The 18,528-nt window shown below is 65.5% G+C and carries 14 protein-coding genes; 3 read left to right on the top strand and 11 right to left on the bottom strand.

What is annotated here, in order from left to right; translation table 11 throughout:
• Window positions 1-92 precede the first annotated feature (92 nt).
• From KHC23_RS17140 to gcl, 5 genes are all read right to left on the bottom strand, one after another.
• Window positions 93-866, bottom strand: a complete 774-nt coding sequence (locus KHC23_RS17140) for a fumarylacetoacetate hydrolase family protein (protein ID WP_213374034.1) — start codon at window positions 864-866, stop codon at window positions 93-95.
• Window positions 867-878: 12 nt separating this feature from the next.
• Window positions 879-1,856, bottom strand: a complete 978-nt coding sequence (locus KHC23_RS17145) for a 2-dehydropantoate 2-reductase (protein ID WP_213374036.1) — start codon at window positions 1,854-1,856, stop codon at window positions 879-881.
• A 371-nt stretch (window positions 1,857-2,227) separates the two neighbouring features.
• Window positions 2,228-3,118, bottom strand: coding sequence for a 2-hydroxy-3-oxopropionate reductase (glxR, locus tag KHC23_RS17150; protein ID WP_213374038.1), 891 nt, complete (start codon window positions 3,116-3,118; stop codon window positions 2,228-2,230).
• Window positions 3,119-3,169: 51 nt separating this feature from the next.
• On the bottom strand, window positions 3,170-3,955 hold the full coding sequence (gene otnI, locus KHC23_RS17155) for a 2-oxo-tetronate isomerase (protein WP_213374040.1): 786 nt from the start codon (window positions 3,953-3,955) through the stop codon (window positions 3,170-3,172).
• A gap of 180 nt (window positions 3,956-4,135) precedes the next feature.
• Entirely contained in the window at window positions 4,136-5,899 is a 1,764-nt protein-coding gene (gene gcl / locus KHC23_RS17160; protein WP_213374042.1) for a glyoxylate carboligase, read from the bottom strand.
• 385 nt (window positions 5,900-6,284) lie between these two features.
• Between gcl and KHC23_RS17165 the strand changes: the two genes are divergently transcribed.
• Window positions 6,285-7,103, top strand: a complete 819-nt coding sequence (locus KHC23_RS17165; RefSeq protein WP_213374044.1) for an IclR family transcriptional regulator — start codon at window positions 6,285-6,287, stop codon at window positions 7,101-7,103.
• 245 nt (window positions 7,104-7,348) lie between these two features.
• Here the strand turns inward: KHC23_RS17165 and frc (KHC23_RS17170) are convergent, their stop codons facing one another.
• The 5 genes from frc (KHC23_RS17170) to KHC23_RS17190 form a co-directional block, all read right to left on the bottom strand.
• The gene (frc, locus tag KHC23_RS17170) at window positions 7,349-8,599 is read right to left on the bottom strand and encodes a formyl-CoA transferase (protein WP_213374046.1); all 1,251 of its coding nucleotides are present in this window, start codon (window positions 8,597-8,599) and stop codon (window positions 7,349-7,351) included.
• 430 nt (window positions 8,600-9,029) lie between these two features.
• A complete protein-coding gene (frc, locus tag KHC23_RS17175; protein WP_213374048.1) occupies window positions 9,030-10,307 on the bottom strand; it encodes a formyl-CoA transferase in 1,278 nt (425 codons plus the stop codon).
• Between the two features lie 103 nt (window positions 10,308-10,410).
• Window positions 10,411-12,150 (bottom strand): oxalyl-CoA decarboxylase, encoded by a 1,740-nt coding sequence (gene oxc / locus KHC23_RS17180; RefSeq protein ID WP_213374050.1) that lies wholly within the window; start codon window positions 12,148-12,150, stop codon window positions 10,411-10,413.
• Between the two features lie 43 nt (window positions 12,151-12,193).
• Complete coding sequence (locus tag KHC23_RS17185; protein ID WP_213374052.1) at window positions 12,194-12,919, bottom strand: GntR family transcriptional regulator; 726 nt, start codon at window positions 12,917-12,919, stop codon at window positions 12,194-12,196.
• Window positions 12,920-13,341: 422 nt separating this feature from the next.
• Window positions 13,342-14,043, bottom strand: coding sequence for a GntR family transcriptional regulator (locus tag KHC23_RS17190; RefSeq protein WP_213374054.1), 702 nt, complete (start codon window positions 14,041-14,043; stop codon window positions 13,342-13,344).
• Window positions 14,044-14,605: 562 nt separating this feature from the next.
• Here KHC23_RS17190 and oxlT (KHC23_RS17195) point away from each other — a divergent pair.
• Window positions 14,606-15,910, top strand: a complete 1,305-nt coding sequence (gene oxlT / locus KHC23_RS17195) for an oxalate/formate MFS antiporter (protein ID WP_213374056.1) — start codon at window positions 14,606-14,608, stop codon at window positions 15,908-15,910.
• A 720-nt stretch (window positions 15,911-16,630) separates the two neighbouring features.
• Window positions 16,631-17,938 carry an oxalate/formate MFS antiporter gene (gene oxlT, locus KHC23_RS17200; protein WP_213374489.1) on the top strand — a complete coding sequence of 436 codons (1,308 nt, stop codon included), beginning with the start codon at window positions 16,631-16,633 and terminating at the stop codon, window positions 17,936-17,938.
• A gap of 116 nt (window positions 17,939-18,054) precedes the next feature.
• Here oxlT (KHC23_RS17200) and KHC23_RS17205 read toward each other — a convergent pair whose 3' ends face one another.
• Complete coding sequence (locus KHC23_RS17205; RefSeq protein ID WP_213374058.1) at window positions 18,055-18,498, bottom strand: NUDIX hydrolase; 444 nt, start codon at window positions 18,496-18,498, stop codon at window positions 18,055-18,057.
• Window positions 18,499-18,528 lie beyond the last annotated feature (30 nt).

The following is an 18,528-nucleotide window of genomic DNA, read 5'->3' on the forward strand; positions in this document are numbered from 1 at the left end:
GGAGGCCCTCCCGTCGATTGGCGTATCCTATTTCCCTATAGGCGTTAGCGCGCCAAGACGCTACTGCGCCGAAACGCAGACACCCTATGCCGCTACTGCACGAAGGTGTTGCTCAGCGTGCCGATGCCCTCGATCACGATTTCCACCGTGTTGGTCGGGGCCTTCATCACGCCGACGCCGACCGACGTGCCGCAGCAGATCACGTCGCCGGGGTTCAGCGTCATGTCGTGCGAGATGCGGCTGACCAGCTGGCGGGCGGAAAACACCATGTCGCTGATCGGGTAGCGCTGGCGCTCGTCGCCGTTCAGCACGGTGCGCACGACCAGGCTGGCGGGATCGACACCGGTCGCCACCACCGGGCCGAACGGCCCGAAGCCGTCGAAGCTCTTGGCCCGCACCCATTGGGCGAAGGTGGCGTCCTTGTTGATGATGTCGGCCGCGGTGATGTCGTTGACGCAGGTGTAGCCGAAGATGTAGCCGCCGGCCTCCTCCTCGGAGACGGCGGTCGCCTTCTTGCCGATGACGATGCCGAGTTCGCCCTCATAGACGACCTTGCCGTCATAGGAGGCCGGCCGGTGCACGGTGGCGCCGGGATTGGTGAGGCAGGAGCCGGCCTTCAGCAGGTAGAGCGGATCGGCCGGAACGGGCGAATTGAGCTTCGCCGCGAGGGCATGGAAGTTGTTCCACAGCGCGATGATCTTGGTCGGCTCCGTCGGGGCGAGGAGGTCGACCTCGGAGAGCGCGACGCGCTCTCCGGTCGGGGTGGCGCCATTGAACATGTCGCCGCTGTGGACGGTGATGGTGTCGCCCTCAAGCGTGCCGAAGCCGGCCGCGCCCGAGCGCTGGTAACGAACCCAGTGTGCCATGTGTCGCCGAACTCAGTTGTAGCAGCCGGCGATCTGCCCGCGCTGGCGAACCAGGGCGAGCACGACGTCGAGGGTTGGGGTGGGAATTCCGGCAAGGCGGCCCATTTCCTGGACCACCGTCACCAGCGCGTCGATCTCCATGGCGCGCAGGCGCTCCAGATCCTGCAGCATCGAGGTCTTGTGCGCGCCGACCGCGCCGGCGCCATCGATGCGGCGCTCGACGCCGACGCGGAAGTTGACGCCGGACTGGACGGCGATTTCCTGCGCCTCAAGCATCATCGCCTTGGCCACGGCACGGGTGCCGGGATCGGAGGCGATCACGTCGAGCGTGGCGTGGGTGAGGGCGCTGATCGGGTTGAAGCAGAGATTGCCCCACAGCTTCAGCCACAGTTCGTCGCGGATGTTGGGCAGCACCGGGGCGCGCATGCCGCCGGCCGCGAAGGCCTCCGACAGCTTGGTGGCGCGTTCGGTGATCTCGCCCGAGGGCTCGCCCAGCGGGAACTTGTCGCCATAGACGTGCTTGATGACGCCCGGCTCGACCACTTCGGTGGCGGGATAGACGATGCAGCCGATGGCGCGCTCGGGGCGCAGGCCGGCCCACTGCTTGCCGCCGGGATCGACGCTTTCCAGCGTCTTGTTCTCCAGATGGTCGCCATGCTTGTAGTAGTACCAGTAGGGCACGCCGTTGACGGCGGTGACCACGGCGGTGTCGTTGCCCAGCAGCGGCTGCATGGCGTCGACCACGCCCGGCACCGAATGCGCCTTGAGGGCGACGATGACATAGTCCTGCGGGCCGAGCTCGGCCGGGTTGTCGGAGCAGGGAATGTGCTCGACACGCTCTTCGCCGTCGATCAGCAGCTTGAGGCCGTTCTTCTTCATGGCCTCGAGATGGGCGCCACGGGCGACCAGGCTGACATCGACGCCCGCCCGCTTGAGCTGAACCCCGACATAACCGCCGATCGCGCCGGCACCATAGATGCAGACCTTCATGGGACTCCCTCCTATGTCCAGGCTACCCCCGCGGTGCCCGGACTTTGTTTGGTATTTTGTATGCCATGATTAGGGACGATAAGGCCCTAGTCAAGAGCGAAGGCACGGGCGTGATAAAACGTCGCGCATGTTTAGCCGCTTCGCGTTGCCTTGCGGGGCGTGTTTGCGACGTGTCGCTTAAGTTACGTCGGCGGGGACCGTGTTGTCCACGGTGTATAGGCCAGAACAATTGTCTGAATGAATACGCAAAAGACGGTGTTGTGCAGTGCGTTACACTAGCGGGACAGCAATGCTTACTTTTCTCGCCAGAAACAGTTCGGGGGCGCCAAGGCGCCCCCGAAAGTCATGCTGAATTATGAATTCAGATGGTGTCACGCATCCGGCGCGACGGTGTGATTGGCCATCAGTTCCAATGCCTTGACCAGCGCCGAGTGATCCCAGGCCGAGCCGCCATTGGCGGCGCAGGTGCTGAAAAGCTGCTGCGCAAGGGCGGTGGAGGGAAGCGCCATCTGCATCTGCCGCGCGCCGTTCAGGGCCAGGTTCAGGTCCTTCTGGTGCAGTTCGATGCGGAAGCCGGGGTTGAAGGTGCGGTTGATCATCCGCTCGCCATGGACTTCCAGGATGCGCGAATTGGCGAAGCCGCCCATCAGCGCCTGACGCACCTTGGCCGGGTCCGCGCCGGCCTTGGAGGCGAACAGCAGCGCCTCGCCGACGGCGAGGATGTTCAGCGCGACGATGATCTGGTTCGCCACCTTGGTGGTCTGGCCGTCGCCATTGCCGCCGACCAGGGTGATGTTCTTGCCCATCTTCTCGAACAGCGGCTTCACCGTCTCGAAGGCCGCCTCCGGGCCGCCGACCATGATGGTGAGCGAGGCCGCCTTGGCGCCGACCTCGCCGCCCGACACCGGGGCGTCGAGATAGTCGCAGCCGAGATCGTTGATCTTCTTGGCGAACTCCTTGGTCTCGACCGGCGCGATCGACGACATGTCGACGACGATCTTGCCGGCCGAGAGGCCCGCCGCGATACCGTTCTCGCCGAACAGGGCAGCCGCGACATGCGGGGTGTCCGGCACCATGGTGATGATGATGTCGGCATTCTTGGCGACTTCCGTGCCGCTGGCGCAGGCGACGCCGCCCTTGCCCGTCAGTTCGGCCGGAACCGGCCTGACGTCATAGAGATAGAGCGTGTGGCCGGCGTCGATGAGATGACCGGCCATGGGCGCGCCCATGATGCCGAGACCGACAAATCCAACATTCGCCATCGTCTTATCCTCGTTTTCCCAGACGTATTCGGTTTCTTGACCGCCGTGGCCTCACGCCACGCCGGCGAGTTCCTTGAGCCAGCCGAGGCCTGCCCCGGTCTCGCCCTTCGGCTTGTACTCGCAGCCCACCCAGCCCTCGTAGCCGATGGCATCGAGATGGCGGAACAGGAACGGGTAGTTGATCTCGCCGGTGCCGGGCTCGTTGCGGCCGGGATTGTCGGCAAGCTGGACATGCGCGATGGCGGCCAGGTTCGCCTCGATGGTGCGGGCGAGATCGCCCTCCATGATCTGCATGTGGTAGATGTCGTACTGGATGAAGAGGTTGTCGGAACCGACCTCCTCGATGATCGCCTTGGCCTGCTTCGTGTAGTTGAGGAAGAAGCCGGGAATGTCGCGCGTGTTGATCGGCTCGATCAGCAGCTTGAGGCCGGCTTCCTTGATCTTCGGCGCGGCGAACTTCAGGTTGTTGACGAAGGTGTTGTGCAGCACTTCGCGATCGGCGCCGGCGGGCACGATGCCGGCGAGGATGTTGACCTGCGGGCAGCCCAGCGCGGTGGCGTAGTCGATCGCCTTGTCGACGCCGGCGCGGAACTCGTCGACGCGGTCGGGGAAGATCGCGATGCCGCGCTCGCCGCCGCCCCAATTGCCGGCGGGCAGATTGTGCAGCACCTGCTTGAGGTTGTTGGCCTTCAGCCGGGCGACCAGTTCCTCGACCGGAAAGTCGTAGGGGAAGAGGTATTCGACGCCGGTGAAACCGGCGGCGGCGGCCTTCTCGAACCGGTCGAGGAAGGGCACCTCGTTGAACAGCATGGTGAGATTGGCGGCAAAACGGGGCATGGACCGCTCCTGGGCAGGGAAAATTGGTCTGGGGCATCGGCACCCGCCACCGGCGGCGTGCCTTGGCTGTATGGGCGCACTTGCTGTCGATGGCATGAAAGCGCGCGCGGCGGAAGCGCGAGGCTCCCGCCGAAAGGGGGACGGGGCGCGCGCGGATGATCCGCCCGGCGCCCTGTGCAATCAGGCCTTGGGGGCGCCTTCGAGCGGCAGGTCGAGCACTTCCTCGAACTCGTTGACCGCGTCGATCTCGGTGCCCATGGCGATGTTGGTCACGCGCTCGAGGATGAACTCCATCACCACCGGCACCTGGTGCTCCTTCATCAGCGCCTTGGCCTTGACGAAGGCGTCCTTGAACTCGTTCGGCGAGGAGACGCGGACCGCCTTGCAGCCCAGCCCTTCGGCGACCGCGACGTGGTCGACGCCATAGCCGGCATTTTCCTCGGCGTTGATGTTGTCGAAGGCGAGCGAGACCTCGAAGTCCATGTTGAAGCCGCGCTGCGCCTGGCGGATCAGCCCGAGATAGGAGTTGTTCACGACGACGTGGAGATAGGGCAGCTTGTGCTGGGCGCCCACCGCCAGTTCCTCGATGAGGAACTGGAAGTCGTAGTCGCCCGAAAGCGCCACGATCTCCGCGTCCGGATCGGCCGCGCGCACGCCGAGCGCCGCCGGCAGGGTCCAGCCGAGCGGGCCGGCCTGGCCGCAATTGATCCAGTTGCGCGGCTTGTAGACGTGCAGCATCTGCGCGCCGGCGATCTGGCTGAGGCCGATGGTCGAGACGTAGCGGGTGTCGCGGCCGAACGCCTCGTTCATCTCCTCATAGACGCGCTGCGGCTTGAGCGGCACATTATCGAAATGCGTCTTGCGCAGCATGGTCTTCTTGCGGTCGAGGCATTCGCCGGCCCAGGCCGAGCGGTCCTTCAGCTTGCCGGCGGCCTTGTATTCCCTGGCCACCTCGATGAAGAGGTCGAGCGCCGCGCCGGCATCGGAGACGATGCCGAGATCGGGGCCGAAGACGCGGCCGATCTGGGTCGGCTCGATGTCGACGTGAATGAAGGTGCGGCCCTTGGTGTAGACCTCGACCGAGCCGGTGTGCCGGTTGGCCCACCGATTGCCGATGCCGAACACGAAGTCCGAGGCCAGCATGTTGGCGTTGCCGTAGCGGTGCGAGGTCTGGAGCCCGCACATGCCGGCCATCAGGTCGTGATCGTCGGGAATGGTGCCCCAGCCCATCAGGGTCGGGATGACCGGCACGCCGGTCAACTCGGCGAACTCCACCAGCTTGTCGGAGGCGTCGGCGTTGATGATGCCGCCGCCCGAGACGATGAGTGGCCGCTCGGCCGCGTTCAGCATGGCGAGCGCCTTCTCGGCCTGCTTGCGCGTGGCCTTGGGCTTGTAGACGTCGAGCGGGGAATAGGTCTCCTCGTCGAACTCGATCTCGGCCAGTTGCACGTCGATCGGCAGATCGATCAGCACCGGGCCGGGGCGACCCGAGCGCATGACGTGGAACGCCTGCTGGAACACCATCGGCACCAGCGCCGGCTCGCGCACCATGACCGCCCATTTGGCGACCGGCTTGGCGATGGATTCGATGTCCACCGCCTGGAAGTCTTCCTTGTAGAGCCGCGCGCGCGGCGCCTGGCCGGTGATGCACAGGATCGGGATCGAATCGGCGGCGGCGGAATAGAGGCCGGTGATCATGTCGGTGCCGGCCGGGCCGGAGGTGCCGATGCACACGCCGATATTGCCGGCCTTGGCGCGGGTGTAGCCCTCGGCCATGTGCGAGGCGGCCTCGACGTGGCGCGCCAGGATGTGGCGCGTCTGCCCGTAGGCGCGCATCGCGGAATAGAGCGGATTGATCGCGGCACCGGGCACGCCGAAGGCGGTGTTGACGCCTTCCATCGCAAGAATCCGGATCGCGGCATCGACGGCACGCATCTTGGCCATGGCACTTCCTCCTGGCGTCGTTTGCGCCGGCGGGGGCTGGCCCCTCATGGGGCTGGCGGCGCCCGGCACCGGCCTTTCCGACCTGTTCAAAACTCGACTTCCGGTGGCCCTGCGCAACGGCGGGCGGCGGTTTCGCGAACCGGGCACATGCTGCGTAGCGGCATCATTCTTTCCGCACTGCGGAATGAATTTCCGAAATCGCGGAAAACATGCCACGTCACCATCATTTCCGCAATACGGGATATATTTCTGGTTTGCGAAAAAATGACGGATGCGCCTTTATGCTAGGCAAGCGCCATGGCCCGCCGATGGCGTAGGATTGGCGGCAGGCGAAGAGGCGGTCGGGGGCGCGAGCTGCCGCCCGCATGCGGAGGTGAGTTTTCCGATGAACCAGGCCGTCCCGACCGTGCGCCGCCGTGGCCGCCCGTCTTCCGCCACCGGCACCGAGGGCGGCGGCGAGGTGCAGTCGCTCGACCGCGCCATCGCGCTGCTGGAGGTGCTGGCGCTCGCGGACGGGCTGACGCTGAGCGAGGTCGCCCGTGCCGCCGAACTGCCGACCTCCACCGTGCACCGCTTGCTCACCACGCTGGAGCGGCGCGGCCTTGTCGGCCACGACCCGGCCACCGGCCTGTGGATGGTCGGCATCGGCCTGTTCCGCGTCGGATCGGCCTATCTGCGCATCCGCAAGCTGCCGGAAATCGCCCGTTCGCTGCTGCGCGAGCTGTCGCACGGGGTCAACGAGACGGTGAACCTGTCGCTGATCGAGGGGCCGCATCTGGTCTGCGTGGCGCAGGTGGAAAGCCACGCCGCGGTGCGCGCCTTCTTCCGCATCGGCGGCGACCTGCCGATCCACGCCTCGGGCGGGGGCAAGGCCATTCTCTCGGCCATGAACCCGGAGGCGCGGCGCGCCTGGCTGGGCGGCGACCAGCTCCTGCGCTTCACCGAGCACACCCATGTCAGCCGGCGGGCCCTGCAGGCGGACCTGGCCGAAATTGCCGAACGCGGCTTTTCCATCGACGATGAGGAGCACACGCCGGGCATGCGCTGCGTGGCGGCGGCGGTGCTCGACGAATGGCGCGAGCCGGTGGGGGCGATCTCCATTTCCGCGCCGACCGTGCGCATGCCGCCCGAGCGCATCGCCGATCTCGGCGCCCGCGTGCGCGAGGCGGCGCGGCGGCTGACGACGCAGTATTCGGGGCGGTGAGGGGGCCGCTTCGGCGTCCCTGACGGCTATTCCGCGAGACAAAAAAATGCCGGCGCGGTGAGCGCCGGCACCAGTCGCCTAGGAGGAACCGAACGTCGGGTGAACCCTTCGTCCTGCTCCGGGAGGCTCGTTGGCTATTCCACTCCGCCACATTGCCGCGCAGCTTCGAGAGAAATGCCGATCGTTTCCCGCAGGGTTCGCGGGCGGAGCGGCGCCGGGCGCCGCTCCGCGAGAGTTCAAGACGGTCAGACCGCCTTGGCGTCGTGCATCGCAGCGATTTCTTCCTGCGAGTAGCCGAGCTGGGCGAGCACTTCGTTGGTGTGCTGGCCGAGCAGCGGCGAGGCGGTGACCTCGACCTCGACGTCGGAGAACTTGATCGGCGAGCCGACGGTCAGGTACTTGCCGAGCTTGGGGTGATCGACCTCGACCACGGTGCCGCTCTTGCGCAGCGACGGGTCGTTGGCGATTTCCTTCATCGACAGCACCGGGGCGCAGGGGATGTCGAACTTGCGCAGGATGTCGATGGCCTCGAACTTCGTCTTGTCGGCGAGCCAGGACTCGATGAAGGCGAAGATGTCGAAGATCTTGTCCTGGCGCGCTTCGGCGGTGTTGTAAGCCGCGTCGTCGATCCATTCCGGCTTGCCCAGCGCCTTGCAGATCGGCGCCCAGGCGTGGCCCTGGATGGTGAAGTAGATATAGGCGTTCGGGTCGGTCTCCCAGCCCTTGCACTTCAGCACCCAGCCCGGCTGGCCGCCGCCGCCCGCATTGCCGCCGCGCGGCACCACGTCGGAGAACTCGCCATGGGGGTACTGGGGGTACTCTTCGAGATAGCCCAGCGCGTCGAGGCGCTGCTGGTCGCGCAGCTTGACGCGGCAGAGGTTGAGCACCGAATCCTGCATCGACACGGCGACCTTCTGGCCCTTGCCGGTCTTCGTCTTCTGGTGCAGCGCGGTGAGGATGCCGATGGCGAGGTGCATGCCGGTGTTGCTGTCGCCGAGAGCGGCGGCGGACACGGTGGGGGGGCCATCCCAGAAGCCGGTGGTGGAGGCGGCGCCGCCCGCGCACTGCGCGACGTTCTCGTAGACCTTCAGGTCCTCATAGGCGTGGCCTTCCGAGAAGCCCTTCACCGAGGCGAGAACCATGCCCGGGTTGAGCGACTGGATGTGCTCCCAGGTGAAGCCCATGCGGTCGAGCGCGCCGGGGCCGAAATTCTCGACCATCACGTCCGATTCCTTGATCAGCTTGGTCAGGACTTCCTTGCCCTGCGCCGTCTTGGTGTCGAGCGTCAGCGAACGCTTGTTGGAGTTCAGCATGGTGAAGTACAGCGCGTCGGCGTCCTTGACATGACGCAGCTGCGAGCGCGTGACGTCGCCCGAACCGGGGCGCTCGACCTTGATCACGTCGGCGCCGAACCAGGCAAGAAGCTGCGTGCAGGCCGGACCGGCCTGGACGTGCGTGAAATCGATGATCTTAATACCTTCGAGGGGCTTAGACATTGTAGTCGACTTCCCTTTTTCCGTTAACAGTCCGACGGAGGCTCACCCTGCCGCCGGAATGAGATCCCCATCCCTCTTGGATGGACATCATACTTCTCCCCATGCCCCCGATTCCCGAACAGGATCGGCAGACATCTCCCAGGGGGTGATCGACTTCGGAACGACTCACGATTTTGTTCGTCCACCCTGGTCTTACAATCCACCGGGCGTCGGCGCGGTCGCGCGCTCCGCCCGGTAGACCGCTCCTCGCGTGGCGCCATGACGATTTCCGCCTGGCGCCCCGCTCGTCTCGTTGAAGGGCGCGCCGCCGCGAGGGAGTGCGCCCGCACTTCTGCTCCCGCCGCCGGGAGGCCTGCCACTCACGGCCGGCGCACGCGCCGACCGCCAATTCGTCGCGCCGCCCGGGGCGGCTGCCGTCACGCGGACAGGCTCACTCGGCCGCCAGCCGCACCGGTTCCCCGACCGCGCCGGAGGCCTTGATGCGGGCGATCTCGTCGCCACTGAGCCGCAGCACCTGCGCGAGGATTTCCTCGGTGTGCTCGCCCAGCAGCGGCGAACGCTCGACCTCGACGTCGTTGTCCGACAGCTTGATCGGGTTGCCGACGGTCAGGTATTTGCCGCGCGTGGGGTGATCGATCTCGACCAGCGTGCCGGTCGCGTAGAGCGACTGGTCCTCGGCGATCTCCTTCATCGAGAGCACCGGGCCGCAGGGAATGTCGACCTCGTTGAGGATTTCCATCGCCTCGAACTTGGTGTGGGCCATGGTCCACGATTCGACACGGTGGAAGATCTCGTTGAGGTGCGGCAGGCGCGCCGCCGGCGTGGCGTAGTTCGGATCGGTCTTCCAGTCCGGCTCGCCGATGACGTCGCAGATCTTCGCCCAGACCGGGGCCTGGGTGATGAAATAGATGTAGGCGTTGGGATCGGTCTCCCAGCCCTTGCACTTGAGGATGCGGCCCGGCTGGCCGCCACCGGAATCATTGCCGGCGCGGGGCACCGAATCGCCGAAGGGCAGGCCCTCGCCGAACTGGCTGTATTCGCGCAGCGGGCCGCGCTCCAGGCGCTGCTGGTCGCGCATCTTCACGCGGCAGAAGTTCAGCACCGCATCCTGCATGGCGCACAGCACCTTCTGGCCACGGCCGGTCAGCGTGCGCTGGTAGAGCGCGGTGACGATGCCGAGCGCGAGGTGCAGGCCGGTGCCGGAATCGCCGATCTGGGCGGCGGTGACGAGAGGAAGTCCGTCGCGGAAGCCGGTGGTCGAGGCCGAGCCGCCGGTGCACTGGGCGACGTTCTCATAGACCTTGCAGTCCTCGAACGGGCCGGGGCCGAAGCCCTTCACGGAAGCGAGGATGATGCGGGGGTTGAGTTCCTGGATGCGCTCCCAGGAGAAGCCCATGCGATCGAGCGCGCCGGGAGCGAAATTCTCCACCATCACGTCGCAGATCTTCACCAGTTCCTCGAGCACCTTCTTGCCCTCGGGGTTCTTGGTGTCGAGCGTGATGGAGCGCTTGTTGGAGTTCAGCATGGTGAAGTAGAGGCTGTCCGCGTTGGGGACGTCGCGCAATTGGGCGCGGGTCACGTCGCCTTCGCCGGGACGCTCTACCTTGATCACATCGGCCCCGAACCACGCGAGAAGCTGCGTGCAGGTGGGGCCGGACTGAACATGGGTGAAATCGAGGACGCGAACGCCGTCCAATGCCTTGCCCATGGGGTTCCTCTCGAGGTTTTTTGTTCGGCGTTTTTACGCCGTTATGTTCGTTGACACGGGAATGAGACGGGCGGGGTGGGGTCCCCGCCCGTCTCGGTTCGACTTACTTCTTCTTCACGACGCTCTGCGGGTTCAGGCTGCCGATGTTGCCGCTCTCGCTGCCGGCCGCCGGATCGATCACCGCGTTGATGAGGGTCGGCTTGCCGCTATCCATCGCCTCGTCCACGGCGCGCTTGAGCTCGTCCGGGGTGGTGACGTGGTAGCCGACGCCGCCAAAGGCTTCCATCATCTTGTCGTAGCGCGAACCGGGCACGAACACCGTGGTGCCGGGGTCGCGACCCGTCGGGTCGGAGTCGGTGCCGCGATAGATGCCGTTATTGTTGAAGATGACGACGCAGACCGGCAGGTTGTAGCGGCAGATGGTCTCCACCTCCATGCCGGAGAAGCCGAACGCCGAGTCGCCCTCGACCGCCAGCACCGGCTTGCCGGTCTCCACGGCGGCGCCGACGGCGAAGCCCATGCCGATGCCCATCACGCCCCAGGTGCCGACGTCCAGGCGCTTGCGCGGCTGGTACATGTCGATCACGCCGCGGGCGAGGTCGAGCGTGTTGGCGCCCTCATTGACGAGGATCGCGTCCGGACGCTCCTTGATGACCTGCTTGAGCGCGCCGAGCGCCGAGTGGAAGTCCATCGGCGTGGAGTTCTTCAGCAGCCGCTGGGACATCTTGCCGATGTTGACTTCCTTGCGGGCGTTGATCGCGCCGATCCACTCCTGCGAGGGCGGGGTCCAGCCGGTCTTGATACCCTCGTTCAGGGCCTCGATCACCGAACCGATGTCGCCGACCAGCGGCGCCGCGATCTCGACGTTCGAGTCCATTTCCTTGGGCTCGATGTCGACCTGGATGAACTTCTTCGGAGCGTCACCCCAGGTCTTGCCCTTGCCGTGCGACAGCAGCCAGTTGAGGCGGGCGCCGACGAGCAGGACGACATCCGAGTCCTTCAGCACCGTCGAGCGGGCGGCGCCGGCCGAGAGCGGATGGGTGTCGGGCAGCAGGCCCTTGGCCATCGACATCGGCAGGAAGGGGATGCCGGAGGTCTCGATGAAGGAGCGGATTTCCTCGTCGGCCTGCGCGTAGGCGGCGCCCTTGCCGAGGATGATCAGCGGCTTCTTGGCCGACTTCAGCACGTCGAGCGCGCGGGTGACGGCGGCCGGGGAGGGGAGCTGCGCCGGGGCGGCGTCGATCACCTTGACCAGCGACTTGGCGCCGGCATCGGCTTCCATCACCTGCGAGAACAGCTTGGCCGGCAGGTCGAGATAGACGCCGCCGGGACGGCCGGAAACCGCCGCGCGGATGGCGCGGGCGACGCCGATGCCGATATCGGCCGCGTGCAGCACGCGGAACGCCGCCTTGCAGAGCGGCTTGGCGATGGCGAGCTGGTCCATCTCCTCATAGTCGCCCTGCTGGAGGTCGACGATCTCGCGCTCGGACGAGCCGGAGATGAGGATCATGGGGAAGCAGTTGGTGGTGGCGTTCGCCAGGGCGGTGAGGCCGTTGAGGAAGCCCGGCGCCGAGACGGTGAGGCACACGCCCGGCTTCTTGGTCAGAAAGCCGGCGATGGCGGCGGCGTTGCCCGCGTTCTGCTCGTGGCGGAACGAGACGACGCGGATGCCTTCGGCCTGCGCCATGCGGCCCAGATCCGTGATCGGGATCCCGGGAACGCCGTAAATGGTGTCGATATCGTTCAGTTTGAGCGCATCGATGACCAGGTGGAAGCCGTCAGTGAGCTCCTGTTCGGTCTCGGTGGCGGCATTCACGTCCATAACCTGTGCGACTGCGGACATCCCGTATTCCCTCCCAAACGTCCTTCGGCGGGTTCTTGCCGCCCTAATCTAGGTCTACGTGGTTCTCGACATGCTCGGCGAGCCGGAGCGTGTGGTCTCTGACCAGACGCTCGGCGCGGTCCGCGTCCCGCGCCTCGAGGGCAACGATGATCTCCAGATGGTCGGACGCCGAACGCTGCGCCCGGTCCATCTCGAAGATCGTGCGGTGGCGGATGGCCCGTACATGGAAGAACAGGTTTTCCGTCATCGCCGCGAGCAGCGAAGAGCCGCTCAGCCGGATCAGCGCCTGGTGAAACGCGATATTCGCACTCGAATATTCGTCGCACCGGTCACGCTCGATCCGCGACAGATCGAACTTCTTGAACAAAGTCCTCAGCTCGGCGATCGCCTCGTCGCTTGCGCGCTGCGTGGCAAGGCGGGCCGCCATGCTTTCAAGCGCCGCCCAGGCCTCGATCATCTCGACGATCTCGGCCTTGGAGCGGCGAACCACCATAATGCCACGCCGGGGCACGGCGCGGAGCAGGCCTTCCTGCTCCAGCATCGCGACCGCCTCGCGGATGGGCGTCCGGCTTGCGCCGAGACGCTCGGAAATATCGCGCTCGTCGAGCAGCATCGGCTCGCTTGAGCCGTAGATGTTCATGTGCGTGATGGCTTCCTTGAGGGCGGCGTAAGCCTTGCTCTTGAAGCTCTCCTTGGCCGGCAGGCGTTCGATGGTCAGGCCATTCTCACCGCTTTGCCAGCGCTTGCTCACAACTTCCTTGCTGCTCACGGAAACGTCCTCTGCGGAAAATCCGCCGGGGATTTCCGAAAAATTGGCATACCAAATACCAACATGTCAATTCGCTTGTCCCCGTCTCGGGGCAGCCTCCGGCTCCTCTTCCTCTCCCCGCAGCGCGCTTTCTCGCGTCCATTCTGACCTAACGTAAGATGGCCGGAGCGCACTTGCGTATGCAATATACCACGGGTGAGGGCGACTGGCGAGAGTGTCTGAACACTTTGCTGCAACATGCAGCCAAAAGTTCGCTGGTGGCGCCGCGCGCGCCTTGTCGCCTTCCCGTAAGCGCCGGTGCGCGCAACGGAAAAGGCCCACGGCCGAGGGTGGCTGTGGGCCCGGAGAATAGCGACGGCCCGTGAGCGGCGGGGCGATGCGATGCGCCTCCACGCGCTCCGGCAAGCCGCGCAGGGGCGCGGTCAGGAGGGAAACTTGCCGTGCTTCTCGACATGGGCGGCGAGGCCCAGCGTGTGCTCGCGCACCAGCCGCTCGGCCAGATCGGCGTCGCGCGCGACCAGCGCGGCGATGATGGCGCGGTGCTCCTGCAGCGAGCGCTCGGAGCGGTTTTCCTGCCGCACCGAGACCGCCCTTATGCCGCGAATGTGGATGAACAGGTTTTCCGTCACCTGCTCGATCATCTCGCAGCCGCCGAGCCGGATGATGGTCTGGTGGAAGCGGATATTGGCGTTCGAGTACTCGTTCATGTGCTCGGCGGGCGCCTCGCCCTCGAAGCCGTGGAACATCTCGCGCAGTTCGGCGAGATCGCGGTCGCTGGCGCGGCTCGCCGCCAGGCGGGCGGCCATGCTCTCCAGCGCCGCCCAGACGATGATCATCTCGATGATCTCGCGCTTGGACTTACGCACCACGAAGATGCCGCGGCGCGGCACCGAGCGCACGAAGCCTTCCTGTTCGAGAACGGTCAGGGCCTCACGGATCGGGGTGCGGCTGACCCCGAGATCGTGGGACAACTGACGCTCGTCGAGCCGGATCTCGCCGTCCTGCCCGTACATGTCCATCTCGGTGATCGCCTTCTTGATGGCGTCATAGGCCAGGGTTCGAAGGCTGGTATTGGCGGCGAGAGGGGCGATGTTCAGTCTGGTCTGGGTATCGGCGCTTTCCACGGGCGGCTTCCTCGTCAGTTGCTGAAGGTCTTGTTCTTGTTGTTTGCCGCTGCAGTTTTCCTGCAGGGCGCCCGTTCGGTCGGGCCATTGCGCGCCGCTCCCGCGAACCTTGGCGATTCTCTTTGGGGAACAGGGCGGTTCAGCATCGTATAACACATACAGAATGTCCATGCGGCGCAGGTACGGAGCCGGCGGCCGCGCATGGCGTGCCGTGCCCGGCTTCCTCCTCGTCTCCCGTTTCCCCCGCCGCGTTTCGGTTGCCCCTTTTCCTCCGGCCTTGCGGCCCGGCGGCGCGCGGCGCTTTGTGGCCGTTCCGGGGCAAGGCTGACGCTAGGTAATAAAGTGACAGTATTCCCTATGGGAATATGCCGTTAGGGAAGCAATATTTCTGTTACATCTAGATGTTTTTGGTATGCAAAATTTTGCATAACCGAAAAATGCCAGTATGATGACGGGAATGGCCGATCGGGCACGGGTCGAAATCCGGCCGATCGACGCGCATTCAAAAACAAGAACAGAAAATTTCAGCTCTCTTTACGTTGGGAAACGTTCGAGGACCATCATGACCACTGACGCTACGTCATCTGTCAACAATAAGCGCTGGCTTCAGCTCGTGTTCGGCGTGATCTGCATGTGCATGATCGCGAACATGCAGTATGGCTGGACCTTCTTCGTCAATCCGATGCAGGAAGCCCATGGCTGGGATCGCGCGGCGATCCAGGTGGCGTTCTCCATCTTCATCGTCACCGAGACCTGGCTGGTGCCGGTCGAGGGGTGGTTCGTCGACAAATACGGCCCGCGCGTCGTGGTGCTGTTCGGCGGCCTGCTGTGCGGCCTGGCCTGGGTGATCAATTCCCACGCCGACACGCTGACCCTGCTTTATGTCGGCGCGGCCCTCGGCGGTGTCGGCGCCGGCGCGGTGTACGGCACCTGCGTCGGCAATTCGCTCAAATGGTTCCCGGACCGTCGCGGCCTTGCCGCCGGCATCACCGCTGCCGGCTTCGGCGCCGGCTCGGCGCTGACCGTCATCCCGATTCAGAACATGATCAAGAATCAGGGCTATGAGGCCGCGTTCTTCTATTTCGGCGTCGGCCAGGGCGTGATCATCTTCCTGTTCGGCCTGTTCCTGGTCGCTCCCAAGAAGGAGCAGATCGCCGCTTTCGCCGCCAAGGCCGTGCACAAGGTCGCCCAGTCGGCGCGTGACTTCGCGCCGAAGGAGATGCTCTCCACGCCGCTGTTCTGGGTCATGTATGCGATGTTCGTCATGATGGCCGCCGGCGGCCTGATGGCGACCGCGCAGCTCGGCCCGATCGCCAAGGATTTCGGCATCGCCGACGTCCCGGTGAGCCTGATCGGCATCACCCTGCCGGCGCTGACCTTCGCGGCCGCGATCGACCGCGTGCTGAATGGGCTGACCCGTCCGTTCTTCGGCTGGGTGTCGGACCAGATCGGCCGCGAGAACACCATGTTCATCGCCTTCGCCATCGAGGGCGTCGGCATTTACGCGCTCAGCGTCCTCGGCCACAATCCGGTGATGTTCGTGATCCTCACCGGCCTCGTCTTCTTCGCCTGGGGCGAGATCTACTCGCTGTTCCCGGCGATGTGCGGCGATGCCTTCGGCACCCGGTTCGCCACCACCAATGCGGGCCTGCTCTACACCGCCAAGGGCACGGCGGCGCTGATCGTGCCGTTCACCAGCATCCTCACCACCGTGACCGGAAGCTGGCACGCGGTGTTCATCGCCGCCGCCGCGCTCAACATCGTCGCCGCCGTGATGGCGCTGGTGGTGCTGAAGCCGCTGGCCTCCGCCCATGGCCGCCGTGCCGTGGCGCGGGCGGCGGCGGCGAAGACGGTGGCGGCCGAGTAGGGCGCGCCCGCCTTTCTCCGCGTCGCTCTTTCAGGGCCCGTCCTCGGACGGGCCCTTTTTCTTTGAGCCGGGCCCCTTGGCGGGGTGTGTTCGAACCTGCCGATCCCGCGGGAGGTGTCAGGTGGCCGCCGCGGCTCGGTCGCCTGCGCTCACTTTCTCAGCATTAAAATTGTAAACGCACCGTGTTTGCGCCGAGGTCCCGGCTGTTCCCGCCGCTTTCGACCCGACCTCCCGGTTGTTCGGCATGATGAGCCGCAGTCGTCATTCCTCAGAGTTCCTGTTATTCATCTGCTATTTGAATTTGAACTTACGCAACGAAAATGCACGACAACGATATGACATCTTTTAATGCACATTGTCAGGTCAAATGAAAAGTCTACGACGACTTTTAGCTTACCGAACGAACGATGAGTCATAAATCCCAATTGGCATACATAATATTGTCGATTATGATCCGGCCTCAGCGGGTCGGTTCCGCAACCCTGCGTCAGGCGCCACCGAGGCTTTCGGGACGCAACGTAAGGGGGGCGGATACCGCGCAACCTTTGGGAATGAAATGCCGCGAAGCGGCCGTTGCGGGGGCGGGCACAGACGTCCCCCGCGACCAATGACAAGCCGGCGCCCGGGCCTTCAGGCACGGAGCGACCGCAACAAAACAAGCCGATCCGCGGCACAAATCGATTTGGGATGAGGAGATCGCCCTTGAGTACGTCCAAGACCATGGCGGCCGTCGGGCCAGGCCAGGATTTTTCGGAAGGCCGCCGCTGGCTGCAGCTTGTCGTCGGTGTCATCTGCATGGTGGCCACCGCGAACATCCAGTACGCCTGGACCCTGTTCGTTCCTGAGATTCAGGAGACTTTCGGCTGGGAACGCGCGTCGATCCAGATCGCGTTCACCATCTTCGTCCTCGTGCAGACCTGGCTCGCGCCGATCGAGGGCTACTTCATCGACAAGCTCGGCCCGCGCCTGATGGTGGCCTTCGGCGCCGTCTTCATCGGCACGGCCTGGGTGATCAACTCGCAGGCCACCAGCCTGATGGGCTTCTATCTCGGCGCGGCCATTGGCGGCATCGGCGTGGGCTCGATCTACGCGACCTGCATCAACAACGCGCTGAAGTGGTTCCCGGATCGCCGCGGCCTCGCCGTCGGCCTCACGGCGGGCGGCTATGGCGCGGGTTCGGCCGCCACCATCCTGCCGATCGCGGCGATGATCGATTCGGCCGGCTTCCAGGAGACCTTCTTCTTCTTCGGCCTGCTTCAGGGCAGCCTTGCCTTCGTCGCCGCGTGGTTCCTGCGCTCGCCGAAGGTCGGCGAGGTCAAGGCGTCCAACAAGCTCAACCAGAGCCGCCGCGACTACACACTGACGGAAGCCCTGGGCACCAAGCTGTTCTGGCTGATGTTCCTGATGTTCATCTGCGTCGTCACCGGCGGCATGATGGCGGTGGCCCAGCTCGGCGTCATCGCGCAGGATCTCGGCGTGAAGGAGTTCCAGGTCGACCTGTACTTCTTCGTGATGGCCGCCCTGCCGCTCGCGCTGATGCTCGACCGCGTCATGAACGGCATCTCGCGGCCGCTGTTCGGCTGGATCTCGGACCATATCGGCCGCGAGAAGACGATGGTCATCGCCTTCACGCTCGAAGGCCTCGGCATCATCGCGCTCGGCGCCTTCGGCCACAATCCGTGGGCGTTCCTCATCCTCTCGGGCGTGGTCTTCCTGGCCTGGGGCGAGGTCTACTCGCTGTTCTCGGCGCTGGCGGGCGATGCCTTCGGCACCAAGCACATCGGCAAGATCTACGGCGTGCTCTACACCGCCAAGGGCATCGGCGCGCTGTTCGTGCCGGTCGGCAACCTGCTGATGGAAGCCACCGGAACCTGGTCGACCGTGCTCTATACGGTCGCCGGCATGGACCTGTTCGCCGCGTTCCTGGCGGTCACGCTGCTGCCGCGCACGCTCAAGGCGCATGTGGCGCGGTCCACGCTCGCGACGCCATCGGCGGAAAAACCGACCACCGCTTCGGCGCATGCCTGACCCGATCGGCGGCCCGCGCGGCCGCCGGACGGAGCTGACAACGTTCCTTCTCGACTAGGGGCCCCGCGGGGCCCCTTTTTCGTGGCCGGGCCGGAGTGACTGGTCCGCTCCGCCGCTCACTCGGCTTGCGGCGAAGCGGCCAGCGCGAGTTCGGCGAGATGCTCGACCTTCTGGCTGGCGTGCCGGCCGAGGGCCGCCAGTTCAGCGCGCCCGAACCAGCGCGCCTCCAGCGCGTCGTCCGCCGCCACCGGCTCGCCGGACTGCCAGCGGCACAGCACCGCGATCATCGCGAAATGATGGGCGAGGGCGCCCGAATCATCATGCTCGATGAAGTCGAGCACGGTGAGCAGGCGCGGCGCGTCGGCGAGGAGGCCGGTTTCCTCGCTGAGCTCGCGCAGCGCGGCCTCAAGATGCGTCTCGCCCGGCTCCACCCGGCCACCGGGGAAGCCCCACAGGCCCTGGTCCGGCGGGTTGGCGCGGCGCACGAGCAGCACGGAGCCTTCGCGCTCGACGAGGGCGAGGACGGCGACGGTGGGGCGGACGGTGGACGATGAAGGCATGCAGGCACTCCAGGGCGCGCGCGGCCGGAG

Source organism: Ancylobacter dichloromethanicus, from assembly GCF_018390645.1.
GTDB lineage: Bacteria > Pseudomonadota > Alphaproteobacteria > Rhizobiales > Xanthobacteraceae > Ancylobacter > Ancylobacter dichloromethanicus.